17 protein-coding genes and 7 tRNA genes are annotated in these 22,735 nt (G+C 48.3%); 20 read left to right on the forward strand and 4 right to left on the reverse strand.

Features of this window, described 5'->3' with window-relative positions; all coding sequences use genetic code 11:
• Positions 1-46: 46 nt before the first annotated feature.
• From HPY28_RS28785 to mnmL, 8 genes are all read left to right on the forward strand, one after another.
• Positions 47-137 (forward strand) — tRNA-Ser (locus tag HPY28_RS28785).
• 10 nt (positions 138-147) lie between these two features.
• Positions 148-224, forward strand: a tRNA-Met gene (locus HPY28_RS28790).
• Between the two features lie 17 nt (positions 225-241).
• Positions 242-317: transfer RNA gene (locus HPY28_RS28795), tRNA-His, on the forward strand.
• A 9-nt stretch (positions 318-326) separates the two neighbouring features.
• Positions 327-400, forward strand: a tRNA-Cys gene (locus tag HPY28_RS28800).
• Positions 401-405: 5 nt separating this feature from the next.
• Positions 406-482 (forward strand) — tRNA-Arg (locus tag HPY28_RS28805).
• A 474-nt stretch (positions 483-956) separates the two neighbouring features.
• A tRNA-Leu gene (locus HPY28_RS28810) sits at positions 957-1,041 on the forward strand.
• A gap of 298 nt (positions 1,042-1,339) precedes the next feature.
• A complete protein-coding gene (locus tag HPY28_RS28815; RefSeq protein ID WP_007724131.1) occupies positions 1,340-2,578 on the forward strand; it encodes a glycosyltransferase family 2 protein in 1,239 nt (412 codons plus the stop codon).
• 175 nt (positions 2,579-2,753) lie between these two features.
• Positions 2,754-3,722 (forward strand): tRNA modification radical SAM protein MnmL/YtqA, encoded by a 969-nt coding sequence (mnmL, locus tag HPY28_RS28820; RefSeq protein WP_069852441.1) that lies wholly within the window; start codon positions 2,754-2,756, stop codon positions 3,720-3,722.
• A gap of 47 nt (positions 3,723-3,769) precedes the next feature.
• Here mnmL and HPY28_RS28825 read toward each other — a convergent pair whose 3' ends face one another.
• Positions 3,770-4,498, reverse strand: coding sequence for a glycerophosphodiester phosphodiesterase (locus HPY28_RS28825; protein WP_083261745.1), 729 nt, complete (start codon positions 4,496-4,498; stop codon positions 3,770-3,772).
• A 96-nt stretch (positions 4,499-4,594) separates the two neighbouring features.
• On the reverse strand, positions 4,595-4,909 hold the full coding sequence (yjcZ, locus tag HPY28_RS31020; protein ID WP_106836696.1) for a sporulation protein YjcZ: 315 nt from the start codon (positions 4,907-4,909) through the stop codon (positions 4,595-4,597).
• Here yjcZ and ablB point away from each other — a divergent pair.
• The gene (gene ablB, locus HPY28_RS28835; protein WP_017247766.1) at positions 4,857-5,711 is read left to right on the forward strand and encodes a putative beta-lysine N-acetyltransferase; all 855 of its coding nucleotides are present in this window, start codon (positions 4,857-4,859) and stop codon (positions 5,709-5,711) included. The genes yjcZ and ablB overlap by 53 nt on opposite strands.
• A 4-nt stretch (positions 5,712-5,715) precedes the next feature.
• Here ablB and HPY28_RS28840 read toward each other — a convergent pair whose 3' ends face one another.
• A complete protein-coding gene (locus tag HPY28_RS28840; protein WP_174231881.1) occupies positions 5,716-7,260 on the reverse strand; it encodes a PucR family transcriptional regulator in 1,545 nt (514 codons plus the stop codon).
• A gap of 156 nt (positions 7,261-7,416) precedes the next feature.
• On the opposite strand from HPY28_RS28840, the gene HPY28_RS28845 reads away from it, so the two are divergent.
• The 7 genes from HPY28_RS28845 to HPY28_RS28875 all read left to right on the forward strand — a co-directional run bounded on the left by HPY28_RS28845 (position 7,417) and on the right by HPY28_RS28875 (position 14,845).
• The gene (locus HPY28_RS28845) at positions 7,417-8,769 is read left to right on the forward strand and encodes an aspartate aminotransferase family protein (RefSeq protein ID WP_017247768.1); all 1,353 of its coding nucleotides are present in this window, start codon (positions 7,417-7,419) and stop codon (positions 8,767-8,769) included.
• Between the two features lie 16 nt (positions 8,770-8,785).
• Positions 8,786-9,478, forward strand: coding sequence for a 3-oxoacid CoA-transferase subunit A (locus HPY28_RS28850; RefSeq protein WP_174231882.1), 693 nt, complete (start codon positions 8,786-8,788; stop codon positions 9,476-9,478).
• Positions 9,460-10,137, forward strand: a complete 678-nt coding sequence (locus HPY28_RS28855; protein WP_174231883.1) for a 3-oxoacid CoA-transferase subunit B — start codon at positions 9,460-9,462, stop codon at positions 10,135-10,137. Before HPY28_RS28850 ends, HPY28_RS28855 begins: the two co-directional genes overlap by 19 nt.
• Before the next feature lie 33 nt (positions 10,138-10,170).
• Positions 10,171-11,451: a peptidase gene (locus HPY28_RS28860; RefSeq protein WP_017247771.1), complete on the forward strand. Its 1,281-nt coding sequence runs from the start codon at positions 10,171-10,173 to the stop codon at positions 11,449-11,451.
• A 96-nt stretch (positions 11,452-11,547) separates the two neighbouring features.
• Positions 11,548-12,966: an aldehyde dehydrogenase family protein gene (locus HPY28_RS28865; protein WP_026042998.1), complete on the forward strand. Its 1,419-nt coding sequence runs from the start codon at positions 11,548-11,550 to the stop codon at positions 12,964-12,966.
• A gap of 67 nt (positions 12,967-13,033) precedes the next feature.
• Positions 13,034-13,122 (forward strand) — tRNA-Ser (locus HPY28_RS28870).
• 157 nt (positions 13,123-13,279) lie between these two features.
• Positions 13,280-14,845, forward strand: coding sequence for an acyl-CoA synthetase (locus HPY28_RS28875; RefSeq protein WP_174231884.1), 1,566 nt, complete (start codon positions 13,280-13,282; stop codon positions 14,843-14,845).
• 66 nt (positions 14,846-14,911) lie between these two features.
• Here the strand turns inward: HPY28_RS28875 and HPY28_RS28880 are convergent, their stop codons facing one another.
• Positions 14,912-16,960: an exo-beta-N-acetylmuramidase NamZ domain-containing protein gene (locus HPY28_RS28880; RefSeq protein ID WP_174231885.1), complete on the reverse strand. Its 2,049-nt coding sequence runs from the start codon at positions 16,958-16,960 to the stop codon at positions 14,912-14,914.
• Between the two features lie 223 nt (positions 16,961-17,183).
• Here HPY28_RS28880 and HPY28_RS28885 point away from each other — a divergent pair, with 223 nt between their 5' ends.
• The 4 genes from HPY28_RS28885 to HPY28_RS28900 all read left to right on the forward strand — a co-directional run bounded on the left by HPY28_RS28885 (position 17,184) and on the right by HPY28_RS28900 (position 22,732).
• On the forward strand, positions 17,184-18,014 hold the full coding sequence (locus tag HPY28_RS28885; protein ID WP_173624254.1) for a copper amine oxidase N-terminal domain-containing protein: 831 nt from the start codon (positions 17,184-17,186) through the stop codon (positions 18,012-18,014).
• 75 nt (positions 18,015-18,089) lie between these two features.
• Positions 18,090-18,704: a YhcN/YlaJ family sporulation lipoprotein gene (locus tag HPY28_RS28890; protein ID WP_217368932.1), complete on the forward strand. Its 615-nt coding sequence runs from the start codon at positions 18,090-18,092 to the stop codon at positions 18,702-18,704.
• 122 nt (positions 18,705-18,826) lie between these two features.
• On the forward strand, positions 18,827-22,033 hold the full coding sequence (locus tag HPY28_RS28895; protein ID WP_173624255.1) for an ATP-binding protein: 3,207 nt from the start codon (positions 18,827-18,829) through the stop codon (positions 22,031-22,033).
• Between the two features lie 129 nt (positions 22,034-22,162).
• Positions 22,163-22,732, forward strand: coding sequence for a TetR/AcrR family transcriptional regulator (locus tag HPY28_RS28900; protein ID WP_026042999.1), 570 nt, complete (start codon positions 22,163-22,165; stop codon positions 22,730-22,732).
• The last annotated feature ends 3 nt before the right edge of the window (positions 22,733-22,735 follow it).

The following is a 22,735-nucleotide window of genomic DNA, read 5'->3' on the forward strand; positions in this document are numbered from 1 at the left end:
TTCTTAGCAATCATGCATATCTAGTTTTGAAGGTGCATATAATCACGGAGAGTTACCCAAGAGGCCGAAGGGGACGGTTTGCTAAACCGTTAGTATGCGCAAGCGTAGCGAGGGTTCGAATCCCTCACTCTCCGCCATTTTTATTTTGGCGGCGTAGCTCAGCTGGTTAGAGCGTTCGGTTCATACCCGAAAGGTCGGGGGTTCGATTCCCTCCACCGCTACCAAACTACATAAAAATATGGCGGTCGTGGCGAAGGGGTTAACGCACCGGATTGTGGCTCCGGCACTCGTGGGTTCAAGTCCCATCGATCGCCCCATAACAACATGGGAGTATAGCCAAGGGGTAAGGCACGGGTCTGCAAAACCCTTATCCCCGGTTCAAATCCGGGTACTCCCTCCATTTTAGTCCCAGTAGCTCAGCAGGATAGAGCAACGGCCTTCTAAGCCGTCGGTCGGGAGTTCGAATCTCTCCTGGGACGCCACGCCTTTTCAAAAGATAGCCTCCTTAGGACGTTGTGGCGTCCGCAGGAGGTTTTTTTCGTAGAAGATATAAAGTGTCTTTCAGGATACAAACAAAAGCATGTGATGAGACAAATAGCCTATTTCAAAAAAAAGTTAAAAAACTTTCATCCAAAATTGGAAATATTTTGTCTGACTTGTCATAAATTATGTAAAAAAATCACAGAATATGGCTCCTTTTCTATTCGGAAAATGTGACGAAACAATGATATTTTTGTAGAGATGCGTTTGCATTCTTTCAAAATTTTTGCGACATGTAACTTTCTTTTTCGACAAACGTATCTACTAGAAGACTGAGCAATAAAAAAGATAGTTTGACAGGAAAAATATGGGCTCCATCAAATCGAAAACGATATTGACTTGCGAAAATTGATTGTGTATACTCAAAAACGTACTTCGTGTCAACAGAAAAACACGAGTAAAATCAGCGTTTATAGGCGGTCGTGGTGGAATTGGCAGACACACCATCTTGAGGGGGTGGCGGGGCGACCCGTGCGAGTTCGAGTCTCGCCGACCGCACCAATCCCGAAAACAATCAGGAAGAAATGGAAACGAGCGTTTGTATTTTTCTAAATAAATGGAGCCTTTTTCGACAAGGGCTTTTTTTTCTGCCAACTGCCAAGCACTGTCGAATAGAAAGAGAAAAAGGTGGGAAAGGTGATAGCAGTGCCTTATTTTTTCCCACTTTTGGGTCATTGCTTATGAATCGCATTTGATGTAAACTGCCAATTGAGAGAAAAACAATAGAGAAATGTTGGAAAAACAACACTACCTAAATTCAGATCAGACCCAATCTGGTTTAGGTCGAGGAGAAGAACCCATGAGTGTAATTAGAGAGATCATTGAGGGATTATTCATCGGATTTACGTCTGCGGTGGGTGTAATCGGCACATACCAAACACTGGTTTCTTGTGCAGGCCTGTTCCGCAAAAAAGAGCAAGTAACAACAGAGCCGCAAAAGACGTTTGCTGTGCTCGTGGCAGCTCACAATGAGAGCGCCGTAATTGCTCCGCTTATTGAAAACCTGAAGAAACTCGACTATCCACGTGAAATGTACGACATCTTCGTCATTTGCGACAACTGTACAGATAACACGGCAGAAATTAGTCGGGCGCATGGTGCAATTGCATGTGAGCGTTTTGACACATCCAAGCGTGGGAAAGGCTACGGCATCGAATGGATGCTGGAGAACCTCTGGGCAAGACCTAAGCAGTATGACGCTGTCGTCATGTTTGATGCTGACAACTTGGTTGAGAAAAACTTCCTGAAAGTAATGAATGACCGTCTCTCCAAAGGGGCGCGTGTAATTCAAGGCTACCTCGACTCCAAGAACCCGTTTGATTCCTGGATTACGCTGTCCTATGCGGTTACCTACTGGTTTACAAACCGTATGTGGCAGTTAGCTCGTCACAATTTGGGACTGCCGAACACTTTGGGCGGAACGGGCTTGTGCATTGAGAGCAACCTGCTCAAAGAAATGGGCTGGGGAGCAACCAGTCTCACGGAAGACCTGGAATTTGCAACACGTTGTATTGAACGCGGTATTTACCCGACATGGGCACATGACACCAAGGTCTGGGATGAAAAACCGATTGATTTAAAATCGTCGATGCGCCAGCGTTTGCGTTGGATGCAAGGGCACTACGATGTGGCAGGACGCTACATCCGCGCTGTCTTGTTTAATGGTTTGAAGTCAAGAAAGCTGGGAATGCTTGATGCAGCCTTCTACCTCTTCCAACCGATGTATGTGCTGATGGTGACGATGATGTCGGTATTGTTCTTGGCAAGATTTTTTGATATCGGTACGCTGACAACAGTATCCACGATCTTGCCTACATGGCTGGTATACGGTTCTACTGCCGTGTTCTACCTGTTGCCGATCTTGGCCCTCTATTTGGATAAAGTTCCGTGGAAGGGGTATTTCGGGCTCCTCTTACTACCATTCTTTTTCCTGACCTGGCTTCCGATTATGTTTTACGCGTTCTTTACGAAGAAAAACCAAGAGTGGAGTCACACCTCTCACACACGCGCGATTCGTATTGAGGAGATCCAGCAATAGTGACGTAAACAAGCAAAACCACAGGGGGAATATTCACCTGTGGTTTTCCTATTATCTTAAAGTAGCGAGACCGTTGCCGAATTTGGTATAATGACGTGATCAAGCAAGTAGCGTTCGCCAACGGGATTAAGGCACCAGCGCCAGACGTAGCGGTGCCCATAGGAGGAAAACAGCAATGAAGCTCGCGACAGATATTCACAACAACGACGTCCCATTGTTGTGGGGCGATAAACGATACCATACATGGAATAATCATTTAAGAGGAACTTTTCACGAAAAGATTTTTAAGGTTCCATTGGATGGCGGTTTTAGTTGTCCGAATCGGGATGGGAAAGTAGCGACAGGCGGCTGCACGTTTTGCAGTGCGAGAGGATCTGGAGATTTTGCTGGTGATCGCAGAATGGACCTGGAAAGACAGTTTCATGATGTGAAAAATCGCATGCATGAGAAATGGCCGCAAGCCAAGTATTTGGGCTTCTTCCAAGCGTACACGAATACGTATGCACCTGTAGAGGAGCTGCGGGAGATGTACGAAGTCATCCTCCAACAAGAAGGTGTAGTTGGGCTCTCCATTGCCACACGTCCTGACTGCCTGCCTGACGATGTTGTGGAGTATTTGGCTGAATTGAATGAGCGCACATATTTGTGGGTGGAGCTCGGTCTACAGACAGTTCATGAGCACACAGCCCAGTTAATTAATCGAGCACACGATTATCAATGCTACGTGGATGCTGTAGAGAGATTACGCAAGCACAACATTCGTGTATGCTCACATATCATCTACGGATTGCCAGGAGAGAGCCAAGAAGAGATGATGCAGACGGCAGATGCTGTGGCACATCTCGATGTGCAGGGGATCAAGATACACCTGTTGCATCTGCTGCGCAAAACGCCGATGGTGAAGCAATATGAAGCAGGTCTTTTGGAATTCCTGTCACAGGAAGAGTACACAAAGCTCGTTGTGGATACATTGGAAATTTTACCTCCAGAGATGATCGTCCATCGAATCACTGGGGACGGCCCACCTGATCTCTTGATTGGACCGATGTGGAGTCGCAAAAAGTGGGAAGTTCTGAATGGCATTGATGCAGAACTGAAAGCGCGGAATAGCTGGCAAGGAAAGTTTTTCGTGCCACGTACGTAAGGATGCAGCAACAAAAAGGGAGCCTTTTTAAGGGCTCCCTTTCTTTTTTATAAATTGCGAATCAGATTTCTCGCACGCTTCGGGTAATTGGTGATCAGACCATCTACACCACAGTCAATGGCTCGTTGAATTTGCCGACCACTGTTCACCGTCCAGCTCAATACTTCAAAATGATGCTCCTTTGCTTGTTTGACCAAGTCTTCCGTCAATTGATCATAAGGGACGTGCAATTGATCAGCTCGATAGCTGCTGGCTACTTCCCAGGGCTTGACGAGTGGTCCAACGTATAAAAGTCCCGTCCTTTGCGTGGCATCCAATTGCTTAATTCGTAAAAGGCTGTCGAAGTTAAACGCTGAAATGATGGTTCGCTCTGTTAGCTGATAACGTCTGATTTGTTCGATGACGAGCTCCTCTAAGTGGGGTTGATCGAGGAAGAAATTTTTCAGCTCGATGATGAAGCGCAGTGGTGTGTCGACAAACGTCTGGAATACCTCCTGCAAGGTTGGGATGTGGGCTTTTGGTACTCGCATAGACGAGTCTTTATCCGCACGTAGCTGACGCAGTTCACGCAATGTGTATTGGCGCACCATACCGGAACCATTGGTCGTGCGTTCCAGGCTATGGTCATGAATGACAACCAGCTTATTATCACTGCTGAGCTGGACGTCCAATTCGATCCCATTAGCTTTTCGTCGGACGGCTGCTTGAAAGGATCCCATCGTATTTTCCGGAAACAGGCCGGAAGCGCCACGATGGGCATAGATAAGTGGGGGCACGAGGGCTTCCTCCCTTCTCGAGCGTGTGATTCCCTATTACCATGATATGTAAAAGGCCCCTCGATACGACCTGACATGAGAGGCATCTCCAGAAGTCTATCCGATTACGACGAGTACGATGACCAAAAGGACAAAGAGGACAAGGATCAGGGCAAAATTGTTATTGCAGCTCACAAAAAACACCCTCCTTCTCGCACATGAAGCATCTACTTTTATGGTATGAAGAACGAGTAAATATGACCCAACAGAATGCCCACCCTGTGTTTTTTTGTGCATGAGGAACGCTTTTTTATACAGATTGGCAGATGACGGCTTTACTTGTTTTGCTACAATGAGAGGAGGAGTACTGTAGGGGAGGATGAAGACCGTGATAAATGTTGTAGGCGCACAGGACGCTGGCGACCTGATCATTGATCGACAAAATCGCCGGGTAAAGCTGCACGTATATGAACCATCACAAATCGAGCAGTGGGATCGGGTCATGAAGGAGCTGGCCGAAGAGTCAGAGGCAACAAAAGTGATTGTGTACGGGAAGAAACAAGATGTTTCACAATGGCAATCCCTTGGTTACGAGCTGGAGGGAACCATCGATGGTTTTTTTCAAGGGGAAAACGCACAGATGCTCACCTGCTATCTGACAAAAGAGCGGGCCACCTCTGGTGCAGCAAAACTTGCCGAGGAAATTCTTACGTTGAGCTTGTCACGAGCGGGGGGTACGATAGAGAAAACTTTACCCGAGGGATACCACCTGCGTGAAGCAACGGAGGCAGACACGAAGGAATTGGCTTTTTTGTATGGACTGGTATTCGCGACGTATCCTACACCGATGAACGATCCGTCCTACATTCTAAAAACCATGCAAGAAGGCACCATCTATTATGTCGTTGAATTTGACGGCAAGATTGCATGTGCTGCGTCAGCTGAAGTATCCGAACGATTTGGTTCAGCGGAAATGACGGATTGCGCGACCGATCCAGACCATGCGGGGAAAGGTCTCCTCCAACCGTTGTTTATCGCGCTGGAACAAAGGATGGAGGAGGCGGGGATTTACTTTTTATACACCTTGACCCGGGCACAATCTGCAGGAATGAATGTGACGGCTGCCAAAATGGGCTATGCTTACCGCGGGCGGTTGATTAACAATTGCACGATTTTTTCAGGATATGAAGACATGAATATATGGGTAAAGCCACTTCGTCCGACGAGGGAATAACAGGCTACCTGTTTGTAGGATACAACTGCTGTTGCAGACGACGGGCCATCAGGGCCAACTGAAGCTGCCAGCGTTGATGAGCATCCTCCAGGCGGTAGCCTGTTTTTTCTTCAATCTGGGTCAACCGGTACTTGAGCGTATGTCGATGGATATACAAGGCTTGCGAAGTCTGTAGACCGTTTCCATTTTGGGCCAAATACACTTCAAGTGTTTCGAGAAGCTGTTGATTGTATTTCGTATCATAGCGAATTAATGGCTCTAGCAATGGGTTCCACAGGCGGAGCAAGCTATCTTTTTCACGATGGTACGGAAATAAAAACTGATAGCCCTGCATATCCCGGTATCGCAGAATTTGCGGGGATTGGGCCAACAGCGGATACGCTTGGAGAGCAAACATCGCTTCTTCGGAGGCACTGACGACGTTTGGCAATTGCTCACAGGGATTGCTCAAGGCGATCTGTAGGTCAAGAGAAGGGTGCAACCCTCTCCAGCGGGAAGTGAGCTGTTCCAACAAGCGCAGGCTCGTCTCATCATCCGGCAAAATAAATAAGAGGCAATGTGGACGCTCGCGTAGTAAATAAGAGCGCTGATGACGGTCGCTAAGCCTCCGCATCAATGTAATGACACTTTGATGCATGTCTCCAAGCAGCGTCTGATCGGCTACCTCTACGCGAACAGCGACACAGAGATGATGTCCAGCAAGCGGGTACCCCAGCATGCGACAACGGCTCTCCAGCTCCGTATGGGTCATCTGCTGCCCGTTTAGCAACTCCTCCACAAAATCCCCTTTTAACCGCCATTCCGTTGCGGCTACTGCCCTTTCCTTTACATATTCGAGTGCACATAAGGTAGAGGCATGCTGTAGAGCGACGTCATCGAGCTCTTTCCAGGTGTGCTCGGGCTTCGTTAAGGTCAACGTGCCAAAATGCTCGCGATTGGCGCGAATCGGTACACGATGCGAGATTTCCTGGGACTGCTCATGCGGCAGTGCTTCCGAGCTGCCATGCTGTGTGACTTCGAAGCCTAATGCATCGATGAGCGACACGACGCCTCCGGTAAGTGTAGCGAGCTCGCCAGCGATGGCGGGAAGGCCTCCTTTGGACAGGGCAGCGTCAATCATTCGATTGTGAATCGCCGAGGAATAGGCCAGCGTCTCAAATTGGCGATTCATGATCGGCTGCAAGATAGCTTTGGTGATGATCGAAAAGTTAATCTCCGTGGGAATTTCAATCAATGGAAGTTGATAGTGATCCGCCAAAGACAAAAACGTCTCGGGAATTTCTCGTAAGTAAAAGCCCGTATGAATCGCAACGCCACTCAGCTTTTGCTTCGCCAACGAAGGAATAAAAGAAGCGAGCTTTTCCATGTTTTCAGCCAGCCCAAAGCCGGTTGTAATCAAAAATTCGCCTTCCTGCAAGCGACTCGTATCCTCCAGCACCTCGACAATAGTCACCCAACGAATCGGATTGTCCAGTCCGCCTGCTCCTGCGATCAGCCTGGTGTGAACCATGTCCGGCAGTTGTAGTGCTTCTTTTATCGTGATGGTCATCAGGCATCTCCTCCAAAAGCCTCGGTAAAGGTTCTCTTATACAAAATGTACAAAAGATTTTGTCTCTTTGCCATGTTTTTTTGCCAGCACGTAGGATGGCTCTTGCGTGCTGCTCAGCTAGGATAGAGGTAGAGAATAAGCGAGGTGGCGACGAAAATGACGAAAAGCTATGTAATCAAGCCTGAATTGGGCAAAGAGTATCCGGTAATTTCTCACGGAAAAGGCATCTATCTTTACGATAAAGAAGGGAATCGTTACATCGACGGTTCCAGTGGAGCGGTGACGGCAAGCATTGGTCACGGTGTAGAAGAAGTGGCTGAGGCGATGTATGCGCAAGCCAAGGAGGTTTCCTTTGTATACCGCTCGCATTTTAGCAGCGATGCTGTGGAGAAACTGGCTGCGAAGCTGGCTGAGTGGGCACCAGGCTCACTGAACTGGACATTTTTTGTCAGCAGCGGTTCGGAAGCAACAGAGACTGCACAAAAAATCGCGATTCAGTACTGGCAAGAAAAAGGAAGACCTACGAAAAATCGGATTATTTCCCGCTGGATGAGCTATCACGGGATTACAATGGGTGCACTTTCGATGTCTGGACATGTCTTGCGCAGAAAGCGGTTCACCTCATTATTGGCTGACTATCCGGCGATCACAGGACCATATCCGTATCGTAAACCAGAAGACATGTCCCTCGAAGCGTATGCGCTTGCGTGTGCAAACGAGCTGGAGACCGCGATTTTGCGCGTCGGACCTGAGCAAGTAGCGGCATTCATCGCTGAGCCTGTCATCGGCGCTTCTGGTGGGGCTGTAGTGCCGCCAAATGGTTACTTCCAACGCATTCGCGAGATTTGCGACAAGTATGAGGTTCTGTTTATCGCAGATGAAGTGATGACAGGGGTAGGTCGCACGGGGAAAGCATTTGGGATCGACCATTGGGACGTCGTACCTGACCTGATGGCATTGGGTAAAGGGATGAGTGCCGGTTATACGCCAATGGCTGCTACGATTGTCTCGGACGAAATCATTGAGACCATTACAAAAGGCAGCGGCTCGATTATGGCAGGACATACGTATAGCGCCAATCCACAATCTGCTGCTGTTTCTCTGGCTGTCCTCAACTATGTGGAGAAGCATCAGCTAGTCGACAAAGCAGCAGAACAAGGTGCCTATTTGCTTGCCCGCCTAAAAGAACTGGCTGACGAGCTCCCGTTGATCGGAGATGCACGTGGTCTTGGTATGCTGTGCGCGCTGGAATTAGTGAAAAACAAGCAGACAAAAGAGCCGTTTGCACTTTCACAAGGGGTAGGCGGGAAGGTCATTGAAAAAGCATTTGAAAAAGGCTTGCTTATTTATCCGGCAATGGGCGGAATCGAAGGGGTGGCAGGAGACGCTGTCATCATCTCACCTCCACTGACCATTACTACGGAGCAAATCGATGAGCTGATATCTCTGCTGAAAGAAGCGGTGGTAGCTGTTCAGCAAGAGCTCCAAGACAAGGCACTGATCGGATAGAGGAGGAGGAACGAGAATGACAAACCGATTTGAAAAGGTCGTCTCCCTGTCCGAAGTGCTCACCCATTTTCACGATGGGATGACGCTGTTGGCAGGGGGCTTCGGTGGGGTAGGGAACCCGCCTACGTTGATTCAGGGGATTTTGGATAGGGGCGTGCGTGATCTGACGTTGATCAGTAACGATACTGCTTTCCCGCATATCGGAATCGGCAAGCTGGTGACCGAAAAGCGCGTTAAAAAAGTCATTGCTTCACACATTGGCTCAAATCCGAACGCAGGGGCCCAAATGACGGCTGGAGAGCTGGAAGTAGAGTTCTGCCCGCAGGGGATACTTGCAGAGCGTGTACGGGCAGGTGGAGTCGGTCTGGGAGGCATTCTATCGGATGTCGGTATCGGGACGATCGCGGAAAAAGGGAAGCAGAAGGTCGTTCTGGATGGAAAGGAATACCTGTTGGAGACACCGCTTACTGCCGAAGTGGCTATCGTACATGCGAAAAAAGCGGATCGCTTTGGCAATTTGGTGTTTGATACAAGTGCACGCAATTTCAATCCGTTAGTGGCGATGGCGGGAGACATTACTATCGTGGAAGCGGATGAGATTGTAGAGGTAGGCATGATCGACCCGGAAGAAATCGTCACCCCGGGCGTTTTTGTGAACTTTATTGTCCAAAGTGAAGGGGTGAACTGGCAATGGGCATGGGAGAAGTAAAAGAAACAGAGAGCTATCGTGAACGAATTGCCCGCCGCGCAGCGTTGGAAGTAGAAGACGGCATGATTATTAATCTGGGAATCGGCATTCCGACATTGGTTGCGGATTTTATCCCAGCTGACAAGCGGGTCATGTTTCATGCTGAGAACGGCATTCTCGGTACAGGACCAAGCCCTGCGAAAGGCGAGGAGAACGCCATGCTATGCAATGCTGGCGGTTTTCCTGTCACGCTCGCCACAGGGGCATCCTTTTTTGACAGTGCGACTGCTTTTGCCATCATCCGTCGTGGACTGTTGGACATGACGATTTTAGGGGTCCTGGAAGTAAGCCAAAATGGTGACATTGCCAACTGGATCGTTCCAGGCAAACGCGTCCCAGGCATGGGAGGAGCTATGGAGCTGGCACAAAAGGCCAAGAAGGTCATGGTTGTGACCACGCATCTGGATAAAAACGGACGTTCGAAAATCGTTCGGGAATGTTCACTGCCGTTAACTGCGACAAAAGCAGCGGATTTGATCATCACGGATATGGCAGTAATGGAGGTCATGCCAGATGGGTTGTATCTGCGAGAAGTCATGTATCCTTACAGTGTCGCTGACGTGATTGGAACAACGGAAGCAGAGCTCAAGATGGACGGAGAGGTTGGCGTTTTCCGCTAAGCAAAGACAAAAACCATGGAACGGGGGAAAAACATGGCAAACTGGCAGGTGCTTATTCGGGAGCAATTGGAAAAAGATCGCGAGGCGGCTGTTCAACTGCTACAGCAATGGGTAAAAAGCCCGAGCGTACAAGGCGAAGAGCAATCCATCCAGCAAAGCATTGCAGAGCTTTTGGGGCAGATGGGGCTGGACGTTGACTTATGGGTTATGGAAGGCGAGGAGCTGGTGTCACATCCGTATTTTGTCTCCCCGCGCACAACGTTTGAAGGTAGCCCGAATGTCGTCGGTGTGTGGAAGGGTCAAGGAGATGGGCGTTCCATCATTCTAAACGGACACGTGGATGTAGTGCCTGAGGGCGATCTGGCACAGTGGAGCGATGCTCCGTTTAGCGGGAAGGTTGTGGACGGCAAGCTTTATGGACGTGGAGCAACAGACATGAAGGGTGGAAACCTATCTTCACTGTTGGCGATCCAGGTTCTACAGAAGTTGGGTGTGCAACTGAAAGGCGACGTCATTTTTCAGAGCGTCGTAGAAGAAGAAAGCGGCGGTGCTGGAACATTGGCGACCATCATTCGCGGGTACAAAGCGGATGCTGCCCTGATTCCAGAGCCGACCAATATGAAAATTTTCCCGAAGCAGCAAGGCTCCATGTGGTTCAGACTGACCGTCAAAGGGCGTTCTGCTCACGGAGGGACCCGCTACGAGGGAGTCAGCGCCATCGAAAAGAGCATGCTCGTCGTTCAAGCAATTGGTCAATTGGAAAAAGAGCGAAATGATCGACTCGACGATCCGCTCTACGCCAAGCTGCCCATTCCGATCCCGATTAATCTGGGGGTGATTGAGGGTGGCAAGTGGCCTTCGTCTGTAGCTGACCTCGTCAAGCTGGAAGGAAGGATGGGGGTTGCCCCAGGAGAGCAGATGGACAATGCCAAAGCCGAAATGGCAGCAGCACTCAAAAAGCTGGCTGAGATCGACCCGTGGTTTGCAGAACAGCCCGTCGAGCTGGAGTGGTTCGGAGCTCGTTGGGTTCCGGGAGCAGTGGAGCTAGATCATCCGTTGATGGAAATTCTGCAAGCACAGTTTGAAGCTGTGACAGGAGATCGTGCCATTGTGGAAGCATCGCCTTGGGGAACAGATGGCGGTTTGTTGACGGCTTTGGCTAATACCCCAGCGATTGTTGTCGGACCTGGAGTCACACAGGTTGCACACTACCCGAATGAATACATCGTTTTGGATGAGGTATTCCGTTGTGCTGAGATCTTTGCGCTTACGTTACTGGAATGGTGCGGTGTAGCTAAAAGTGTGAAAGAGTAAAAAGATATCCAAATATTTCAAAATCAAGACAGGAAGGCATGCGCATGAGGGAGAATGTTTGGAGGTGAACTCCAATCAATGAGAGTGGGGATACCAATGAAAAAAACGTGCTTTATCGGGGGAGAGTGGGTGCCAGCCACTGCTCATGCACCGCTATTCTCTCCATGTACGGGTCAAGAGATTGCACAAATTTCGCAAGCAGACTCATCATTGGTTGAAAAAGCAATTGCTGCGGCCCACGAAGCGACAGCCGTCATGCGGCGTCTTCCTGCCTATCAACGCTCCTTCCTGCTTGAAAAAATCTCAATTTTGATGAATGAACGTTTGGAGGAAGCGGCACGGATCATCGCAATAGAAGCGGGAAAACCAATTAAAACAGCCCGCGGTGAAGTGATCCGAACCATTCAGACGTATAAGTTTGCGGCAGAGGAAGCCAAACGCCTCCATGGAGAAACTGTACCACTCGATGCAGCTATCGGCGGAGAGGGGCGCCTGGCTTACACCGTGCGTGAACCACTGGGAGTCATCGGTGCCATTACACCCTTTAATTTTCCCATGAATCTCGTCGCCCATAAGGTCGGACCTGCTCTCGCTGCTGGTAATACTGTTGTTCTCAAGCCTGCATCGCAGACACCACTTAGCGCATTGTTTCTCGCAGAGCTCGCAGAGCAAGCGGGTGTGCCTGCAGGAGCCCTAAATGTGATCACAGGCAGTGGTGCGAGTGTTGGCGATAAAATCGTGTCTGACCCGAGAGTCAGGGCGGTGACGTTTACAGGGAGCCCAAGTGTTGGGCTGGATATACGCAATCGAGCGGGCATGAAAAGAGTCACGCTCGAGCTGGGATCGAATTCGGCAGTGATCGTTGATCGCGATGTGCAACTCAATGATGTGATACCCCGATGCGTTTTTGGCGCATTCGCCTATTCTGGGCAGGTATGTATCTCTGTGCAAAGAATTTATGTGGTCAAAGAAATCTATCATGATTTCGTCCAACAGTTTGTTGAACACACACGAGCACTTCGCGGTGGTGATTCGCTCTCTGAGGACGCGGACTATTCCGCTATGATCAATCCACGCGAATCAGAACGTGCGATGGCGTGGATTCATGAGGCGCTCCAGCAGGGGGCACGTTTGGAGTGTGGGGGACAGATCGTGGATCGGATGCTCCAACCTACGGTGTTGACGGGTGTTCCGGCAGAGGCAAAAGTTTCTTGTCAGGAAGTATTTGGTCCTGTCGTTCTGATTAATCCAGTGGAGTCTGTCCGGCAAGGCATTACGTTGGTCAATGATTCCCGCTATGGATTACAGGCTGGTGTCTATACCAACAATCTGTCGTTGGCTCTGGAAGCGGCAGAAGAGCTGCGCGTGGGTGGTGTGATGGTAAATGATATTCCGACTTTTCGCGTGGACCATATGCCCTACGGTGGCGTAAAGGAAAGCGGACTTGGTCGGGAAGGGGTCAAATACGCGATAGAAGAAATGACGGAATTGAAACTCGTTGCCTTCAAACGATAAAGGAAATGGATACAGGGCTCTTGCAAAAAATAGTAGAGCTGTGATATAGTAAGTATTGTTGAAATACGGAGGGATACCGAAGTGGTCATAACGGGGCGGTCTTGAAAACCGTTAGAGTGCAAGCTCACGCGGGTTCGAATCCTGCTCCCTCCGCCATAAATACAAATGAACCGACTCCAGTTGAGAAGCTGGGGTCTTTTTTATGGTTGAGAGCTTTGAGTGTAAGTTGTCGTTTCTTTATTGTAAAAATATCAGAAAATAAAGAAAACTATTATATAATGGAGAGGAGACTAAAAGTGATGGGGGAATTTGCATGCTCGAAGCGCAACGGGTTCGTAGAAATGCACTAGGCGATATTTTGCGAAGAAGTCGTGGGCGAAATCCTGATAAGCCTGCCCTGTACTTTGAGGAAGAAGTATTGACCTACACGCAGCTTGATCAGCTTGCAAATAAGACGGCTCATACGCTTCTTTCCAAAGGCTTGCAAAAAGGGGAGCGGGTAGCTGTACTTTCACGCAACTCGATGGATTTTGCGATTCTGAACTTTGGGCTAGCGAAAGCAGGAGTCATCATGGTGCCGATCAACTTCATGTTGAATAAGGAAGATGTCGCCTATATTTTGGGTCATGCGGAAGTGAGTGCGTGCTTCGTATCCTCTGAATTCCTGCAGCTCGCTCAAGACGGACTCCAATTAGCTGGAATTTCCCCCAAGCTGCTTTCCCTCATGTCCAAACCTACAGTACAAGCAGGGGAATGGTTGCCTTTTCGCACGCTGATGGAAGCGGCAGACGACCATGAGCCTGAAGTAGATATAGCGGAAGAAGATGTTGTACAGATTTTGTATACCAGCGGAACGGAATCAAAGCCAAAGGGCGTTATGCTCACGCATAAAAGCATTATCTCCGAATATGTCAGTGCGATCATTGAAGGCGGGATGACGCAGGATGATGTGGCTGTTCACGCGCTTCCCTTGTTCCATAGTGCGCAGCTTCATTGCTTTTTGGGACCGTACGTGTACCTAGGTGGGAGCGGTATTATTTTGGAACAGGCAACCCCTGCGTTAATGCTGCAGACGGTAGAGGCGTATAAGGCTACTCAGTTGTTTTGCCCGCCAACCGTATGGATTGCAATACTGCGTTCTCCCGATTTTGCCGTGCGCAATTTGAGTTCTTTGCAAAAGTGCTATTACGGTGCTGCGATCATGCCTGTAGAAGTGTTAAAAGAGCTTGGTCAACGTCTCCCGAACGCACAGTATTACAATTTTTACGGGCAGACGGAAGTGGCTCCATTAGCAACTGTTTTACAGCCGAAGGATCAGATGAGAAAAGCGGGCTCTGCAGGCAAGCCAGCGTTACATGTAGAAACGAAAATCGTCGATGATGATGGGAATGAAGTCCCGCGTGGAAGTGTTGGTGAGATTGTACACAGGACCAGTCATGCGATGCTGGGGTATTTCCGAGATGAGGAAAAGACACGGGCTGCTTTCCATGGTGGGTGGTTTCACAGCGGGGATTTGGGCATCATGGATGAAGAAGGCTATATCACGGTCGTTGATCGGAAAAAGGATATGATTAAATCGGGGGGAGAGAACGTTGCAAGCAGGGAGATTGAGGAGCTTATTTATCAACATCCGAAAGTGTCTGAGGTCGCAGTGATCGGAGTTCCCCATCCGTACTGGATCGAAGCAGTGACGGCTGTCGTTGTGCCAAAAGCAGGTGAGTCACTGACTGCTGACGAGATGCTTGCTTTTTGCAAAGACCGTCTTTCCTCCTTCAAAGCACCCAAATATGTAGTGATTGCCGACAATCTTCCTCGAAACCCTAGCGGAAAAATTTTGAAAAGAGAGCTGCGCCTCCGATACGAAAAACTGACGACTTAGCCAGTCACAAGGTCTAACATACAAAATAACCCGCTCTATTACAGAGCGGGCTTTTTGCTGCTGTGATTATTTTACGTTGGAAACAGTTGGACGATCGGCTTGAATGACTTCAAAACGATAGCCTTTTTCTTTCAAGTACGAAATGATTTCTGGGAGAGCTTCAGCTGTTGGTGACTTGGTACTGGAATCATGCATCAAGACGACGATTTCTTTTTGTGACTTTACTTGCTGCTTTATATTGGCCAGTGTTTGAGCGGCTGTGTATTTGTTGCTTCTTGCATCGCCGTTTGTTACATTCCAGTCGATAAATGAATAGCCACGTTGTTGCGCCTCTGCTTTGATCGCATGCATGACTGTATGCTGCTTGTTATAACGTTTGGGATCTTGATATTTCAAACTGACGGTATTCGTGCTGCCACCTGGATAGCGGAATACTGCTGGTTTTACGCCGGTTGCTTTTTCAATCATTTGACTGCCTTTTTCTAGGTCTGCAAAAAAGCTCTCCATGTTTTTGTAAACAAGTTGATAATTATGGGAATACGAATGTCCTCCCAACGCATGCCCTTCAGCTACAATCCTTTTGAGAATGGCCTCATGACCAGCTACCTCACGGCCTACTATAAAGAAGGTAGCTTTAACCTGATGCGTTTTCAGCGTATCCAAAACACGTGGAGTTACTGAAGAAGGTCCATCGTCAAAGGTTAAATAAGCGATCTTCTCAGAAGACTTCGGTGTCTGAGGAATCGGTTTTGTAGCTGGTTCAGGTTTCTTCGCTGGATTGGTCGTTCCATTATTATTGCCAGGCTGCTGTGGAGTCGGTGTCTTTGGCTTTTCTGGCTTAGATGGTTTCGGTTGTTCTGGTTGTTCAGGCTGCTTTGATTGCTTCGGTTGTTTCTGTTGAATCGGCTGCATTGGGATAAACGGTTCATCGCCATAGATCAAATATTTTTGCCGCAGCTCTACAAATTTCTTAAGATCCGCTTCATAGGAAGAAACAATCTCCTGCGGGGATTTGCCTTGTTCGAGAAGCAGACCGATTTTGTTGGTACCCATCACCTTGTCGAACATAGAGATTTGCATACTTGTACTTTTTGGCATAGGGAATGGCTGCAATTGCTTGGCATAGGTCAGCGCGTAAATACCTGTTTTTACAGGGTTAAACTGATGTAGATCGTTGATCTGAAGGCGTACGCCCCCGGCAGTTCCTTTATTCTCAGGAATAAAGATGACACCAGGCAGAAGACTTCCATTTAACAGATCGGCGTACTTGTGCGAATCCAGACCCTCAGCCCCGATCCAGGTGAAATGGTCGCCTTGACGAATGGGGGTACCCTCACCCAAACCAGTTGCCATATACCCGAAAACCGAGGTCAAGTTAGGGATATGCGGAGAACTCGGAATCCAGGCTAAACCTGTCTGTTGATAAATCATGCTGCGTGCATACCCTTGCATCGGAATGACGGTAAGGTCTACACCGATGGTACGGTTGAAAAACAATGCCAGCTCTCCGATCGTCATGCCATGTGCAAGCGGGAGGGTGTCCACTCCGATAAAGGAGCGGTAAGGCAGTTCAACTACAGGACCCTCGACAATTGTTCCGCCGAGAGGATTCGGTCGATCCAATATCATTACTTCTTTTCCTTGTTCCTTTGCAGCTGTCATGGCGTATTGCAAGGTAGATATGTATGTGTAGGTTCTCGATCCGATATCTTGCAAATCGATGAGAAGAATATCAATGTCTTTCAGCATTTCTGGTGTCGGCTTGCGAGTTGATCCAGACAAGCCGTAGACCGGTATAGCGTAAACGGGATGAACAAAGCTCGTTACTTGTTTTCCTGCGACCGTTTTTCCGTCGAGGCCATGTTCAGGTGCATAGAGAGTGGTTAAATGCACGGAGCGATCACGTCGTAACATGTCGATCGTGCTAACCATTTGACTGTTCAGACCTGTTTGATTCGTAATCAACCCGACTTTTTTGCCTTCAATGAGATGGTGGAACTGATTGAACAGTACATCACTTCCCAATTGGATGGCCGTCGTATTGGCGGAGCTTCCTACTGGAGGAATTAACGTTAAGATAAGTGCCAGGATGAGGAAAGGGAGAAATTTATTCATCAGTCATTGCCTCTTTCAAGATAAAATACTGTCGCTTCTTGTCTATTGTAACGGTTTTGGAAAGCAAGATGGTTGCATTTTTGTAACAATTTGAAATTAGGTCAAAAGGAGGAGGAAAAAGTAACGAGATGGAAGAGAACTACTAGGAAAGAACGATCTTTTGAAAGGGAGACTGTAGGAAATTCTTGAAACAGTCCTCATCCTATAGTAGATTAAGAATCGTATGAACTTTTTTGGAAATGGAGTGAATGTTTTGCTTAAAAAAGTAACCTCATTACTGCTAGCGATCGCCCTGGTACCAATGGCAGCGTTTTCTGCAGCGGCAGCATCTGCACCTGTTGCGCCGAAAGCAGTACAGACTGCTGTTAAAGTGGAGTACAATAAAAAACAAATCGCGTTTCCTGACCAAGCACCTATTATCAGCCAGGGGCGTACACTGGTTCCGATTCGTCCGATTGCAGAAAGCCTCGGTTTTGAAGTGCAGTGGAACGAAGCTACTCGTACCGTAACGATTAATAAAGGGAAAGATAACATCAGATTGGTCGTTACACAAAAAATTGCCAAGAAAAATGGACAAACGATCAACCTGGACGTGCCTGCACAGATTGTGAACAAGCGTACTGTAGTACCTGTTCGTTTTATTGCGGAAGCGCTGAGTTACAAAGTAGAGTGGGATCCAAAAACGCAAACCGTTTTGATTGCGGATAATGTGAACCCTAATCAAGTCGGACAACAGGAAAAGCCAAAAGATCCGACGAAACCAGCAACAGACGAGAAAAAGCCTGAGCAGGTTGCATTTATTGACAAGGAAAGTGTTAAAGGTAAGACCTTTTCTTTAGCCAATTTGGGAGTTTACCAAATCGTCGGTAAAGTAAAACCTGGAACAGAGGTTACCGTAACGTTGGAAGACAAAACATACGAAGTGGAAGTAACTGCTGAAGGTACTTTTGAGTTTTACCAATCCACGAATGATGGAATCAGAAGCTACACGCTCAAAGCTGAAAAAGACGGCAAAAAAGATACATTTGAAGGTGACTTCCAAAAGGCGAATTAAGGCAGCTACTTCCTGAGTAAGAACACCTCCTGCACATCACACTAAGTGCAAGGAGGTGTTTTTGTTGTGAGACGAATGAGTGGGAGTATCATTGCTGTGCTCCTGTTTGCCGGCTTGCTGACAGGGTGTTCGCCTAACAAAGAACAGGGCACCGAAGATCAGAACGGAAATCAGGCCAAATTTGAATCTCTCGGGATTAACTTCCAGAACGATAACGTCGCTAGGGATAAAGGACCGGCAGCCATGATTAGCCAAAAGATGGTTCATCAGCGTGAGCCGCAGCTCGTGACACACTTGGAAGGGCATGCGGAAAAGCTGCCCGGTGTAACCGATATCAAGGTGTTAGCGTACAAGGATAACTTGATTGTAGGTGTGCTGCCAGTCGATACTCCGAAGCCTGACGAAGTCAATCCGCGGACGTCGATCCCGTATACACCTGGAAAAATTGTGCGAGTCGATAATGGACATCCAGATTCGCTGCATAAACGTGTCGTGGATCGGATGAGGTCACGCTTGCAGGCAGAAACACGCTTCAACATATTATACGTCTCCACCAATCGCGCTGTTTATGACCGAATCGCAAATTTGCATTCACGAATTACACACGGAGAGCACATTAGTGACGAAGAATTCCAAGTTTTGTTAAATGATATTGGATATACTGTTATTGGATATAATTTAGTGGATTGAATGAGCACCACCTGGACTCCCGGGTGGGCTTTTTGTTGATTAAGAGTCAATTGGCAGGAGAATAGTTAGAAATGGGGAAATAGTCAAAGAAGAGCAGGAGAACGGCAAGGAGTGCACATTTTATGATTCCAATCCACATCCCTATATCCAAAATAACTCCTCCAGGACAGAAGCCATATGTCTTACGGCGACCTGCATTGGCAAAAAAATTACGCCTGTTGAAATATACGCAGCTTTGTCTCATTCATGCAGGGACAGGCTATGGCAAAACGACTTCTCTGGCTACATTTTTGCATGATGAAGCACTGGCTGCATCCTGGTATACGATCCAGGATGGAGACGATGCCCTTCTTGCGTTTGTCATCTGTCTCGTCGAAAGCGTTCGTCAGATTCATTCCGATTTTGGACAGGTATTGCGAGAGCGACTCATACGTATCACTGAGCAAAGTCCGGTGCCCTCCATTGACAGTAAGGTATTGGTCGACTGGTTCGTCGGGGAATGTGTACAACTCCAGGTGGACCACATACTTGTTTTGGACCATTACCAACGAATAGATGATGGTAGTGACGTCGATCGATTTATTCAACGGTTAGCCGAGGCTCTCCCACAAAAAGTCAAGCTGGTCATCTTAACGCGCTCTCGACTGAAGTGGTCTAATCTCGACTTGTTGTCCGCAAGAGGCGAGTGTCTGGAACTTACAACAAATGACCTTTCTTTTACGTTGGAGGAGAGTGAAGCCTTTTATTCAGATCAATACGACATAACGCTGTCCGAAGACGATTGGGGCCGTGTAGAAGAGGTGGCGCAAGGCTGGGTGATGGCGCTGCGCACTTTTGGTGAAATGGTAACGAGGGGGCAGACGGTTTCTGACAGTCTGCGTGAGTTATCGCGATTGCTGCATTTGCTGGAAGTGGAAGTCTGGACACAGCTGGATGCAAGTATGCAATGCTTCTTGATGGAGGCAGCGGTTCTCGAGCAATTCGACCTGGAGGATTGCAAGCAAATACTCGGGGAAGGATACATCGAGCACCTGTATGAAGCACAGCGTTGTAATCTTTTTTTGCATGTCCAGGCAGGATCTCATTATTCCTTTCATCCGCTTTTCCAGCGTCTCCTGTCTAGTAAACTGGCTGCGAATCAAGCGACGTACGTGCATGTCAATCATAAGGCCGCAGGCTGGTACAGACGTAAAGGGGACGAGGCAAAAGCTTTTGGGCGGTTGCGGCTCGTCGAGCAGTGGGAGGTGCTGGGTGAATGGTTGTGCCAAGCATCGGAAAGGTTGCTGCAAGCAGGGAAGCTGGATTTTTTATACGAGTGGATAACACTGTTACCAGAGAACATCAAGTGCGAACAGCATTGGCTGCTGTTTTATCAGGGTGAAGTAGAACGCTATCGCTGTCTGTATGCGAAGGCCTTTTCTTCTTATGAGCAATTTTTGAAACAATGTGAACACAAGCAAGATCAAATCGGATTGTGCCGCGGGCTGGAAGGGCAAGCACGCGTTCATCTGGACAGCGTACAAGGCGTCCGGGCAGAAGAACTGCTTAAGAGAGCGATTCAACTTTTGCCCCCATTTGAACAAGAGAATGAAATGGCACCGAGGCTATACCGTTTGCTGGCAGAAATTTATACGAATCGCGGAGATGCCAAACAGGCGGCAGCTTGGTATGAACGGAGTCAGGAATTAGAGCAGCAGACGGAGGTTGAGCTGGAATCGCGCCTGTTGTTCCGTACTGGCCGATTGCAGTCCTCCATTCAGCTCCTGGAGAGTAAGTGGCAGGTAGAACAGAGGAAGCATCCTCCGCTGACCAGATCGTATCGGGAAACCTCTTTGCTGCTATCTTTTGTGTATGCATTGAATGGCGAATGGGAGCGGGGGTGGGAAGCCGCAGAAACTGCGATCCAACTCGGACGTGCAGCGCATTCACCATTTGTAGAGGCAAATGGCTATGTTCGAAAAGCCCATGCTGCCCTCATCAGTCAAACATTACCTATGGATGAGATTCGCCAGCTTTATGAAAAAGGTTTGCAGATCATGGAGGAGCTCCAGTCGACACGCGGAAAGTCAGAAACGCTTCTGGGACTAACCCTGCTTCACGCAAGAGAAAAGGCACTCGACCAAGCCCTTTTGTATGGCAACAGGGGGATACAAGAGACAGAGGCAATGCGCGACGACTGGTTAGGCAGTCTGGTACGGATGGCGATTGGGATTGCTTATGCGAAATATGGTAAAGAAGAGGAAGCATGGGCTACCTTTATCGACTGTGCCGACCGACTTAGTCACTGCGGGGATAGCTACAGTGTAGTCATTTGCCAATTATGGCTGAGCTTCTTGGCTTATCGCAAAAAACAATGGGATTTGTTTGTACCTGCGGTGACGCAAGCTCTGTCCTTGATGAAGTCCGGTGAATATCAATTCCTTTTGCAGCGACCGACCCTGCTTACCCCACATGATGTACAACAGCTTATGCCGATTTTGATTGAGGCAGAGCGACGGAAGGTATCACCGGATTACGTCTCTCAGCTGTTAAATGATTTGGGCTTGCAAAACGTGACCTTCCACCCCGGCTATACGCTTCGTATTCAGACGCTGGGCGCGTTCCGTGTATGGCTGGGAGAGCGGGAGCTGAGCGAAAAGGCATGGCAGCGTGGGACGGCCAAGCTGTTGTTTCAGCTTTTATTAACGAAGAGACATCATTTGTTAGCCCGGGAAGAAATCATGAACCGACTTTGGCCAGACAGTATCGAGGAAGCGGCAATCCGCGATTTTAAAGTGTCGTTGAATGCGTTGAACAAAGCCCTCGAGCCAGATCGTGCCGCCAGAACAGATACATTCTTCATTCAACGCCATGGCAGCTCTTACGGATTCAATCTGGCATCGGGCTACCATATGGACGTCGAGGAATTCGAGAAGCTCGTTACATTGGGCTTGGCAGAATCAGACCGGCGTCAGGGAGCCATCCTTTTGGAAAAAGGGCTTGCGTATTACTTGGGCGATTACATGCCGGAATGCCGTTATGAGGATTGGTGCGTAGAAGAGCGTGAGAGAGTGCAGGCACTGTTTTTACGCGGAGCAGAGAGGGTAGCCAAAATCATGCTAGAGGATGGGCAATTGGAAAAAACAATCCGCTGGTGTGAAGCGATTCTGCGGGTGGATGATTGCTGGGAGGAGTCGTACCGCTTACTAATGACTGCGTATTATCAGCAAAATAATCGGACACAGGCCATTCGCTGGTACGAGAAATGTGTAGCAAAACTGAGGGAGGGCCTCGGTGTCGCGCCAATGCCTGCAACCATGGAAACATACCTTCAAATTATCGAGAAGTAAAAGATCGCCCACAAAGCGATCTTTTTTTTATACATAGAAGGAATGGCTGCTTGACAAAACTAGGAAGTATTCGTAATATAATCTTTGTACTGACCAGTCAGTTCAAAAAATTGAAAGGGGACAGGAGTGATGGCACCATCTAAAAAAGATCAAATTGCAAATGGAGCTTTAACCGCATTTGCCCAATTGGGATATAGCGAAACGACCATGGATGCAATCGCGGAAATGGCGCAGGTGGCAAAAGGAACACTCTATTATCACTTTTCCACAAAGGAAGAGCTGTTTTTGTACGTGATAGAAAAAGGCGTGAAGATGCTGATTTACCATGTAGATAATGTAATGCAAAATGAAGAGCTTTCCTTGGAGGATCGCATTCTGAATGTGCTGGATGAGCATCTTCGCTTCTTTTCCGAGAATCAAGATTTGTGTTTCCTGTTGCTGAGTGCGTTCTCAGGAGATGGACAGCGCGACAGGATGGTTGGCAATCTGTTAGGTGGCTATTTCAGCACAATGGAGTCACACATGCTGGAATTGCAGCAGCAAGGGTATATCCGGGCAGATATCGATATTCGTACACTCGCTTCCGCATTGTTCGGCATGGTTGGTTTTACCGTGCTTCGCAAGCAATTTCGCAAAGAGCCAGTGAACAGTGCCGCAGATAAACAGACGCTTCGTTACATGCTTTCAGGAATGTTTTAAACC

This window comes from Brevibacillus sp. HB1.2, assembly GCF_013332495.1.
GTDB lineage: Bacteria > Bacillota > Bacilli > Brevibacillales > Brevibacillaceae > Brevibacillus > Brevibacillus porteri.